Origin of the sequence: Halomonas sp. SIMBA_159 (genome assembly GCF_046536035.1) — a bacterium.
Taxonomy (GTDB): Bacteria; Pseudomonadota; Gammaproteobacteria; order Pseudomonadales; family Halomonadaceae; genus Vreelandella; species Vreelandella venusta_A.
Genome location: NZ_JAWJBT010000671.1, coordinates 1 through 268 on the forward strand (window position 1 = coordinate 1; position 268 = coordinate 268).

Genomic DNA, 268 nt, shown 5'->3' on the forward strand with positions numbered 1-268 from the left:
GGTGCGTCATTACGTCGACAAAATCCGCGAGTTTCAGCGCCAGCAGCTGATCCACGGTTAACGGTGAAATAGTCAACAGACAAAACGGCAGGCGGTAGTCCTGCCGTTTTTGTTATGGCAAACTCTGTGCATTATTTTTTCGGGTCATTACGATATGAGTCAGTCTTTATTACAACAGGTGCAAAAGCTCAGACAGCAGCTGGAGCAATACAGTTATCAATACTATGTGCTGGACAACCCGACCGTACCAGACGCCGAATATGACAGC

At 47.4% G+C, this 268-nt stretch carries 1 protein-coding gene; it reads left to right on the forward strand.

All coding sequences use genetic code 11. The features are described 5' to 3' along the window. Positions 1-154: 154 nt before the first annotated feature. The coding region (locus R0J87_RS20900) for a DNA ligase LigA-related protein (RefSeq protein WP_498888659.1) at positions 155-268 on the forward strand (114 nt) is incomplete at its 3' end.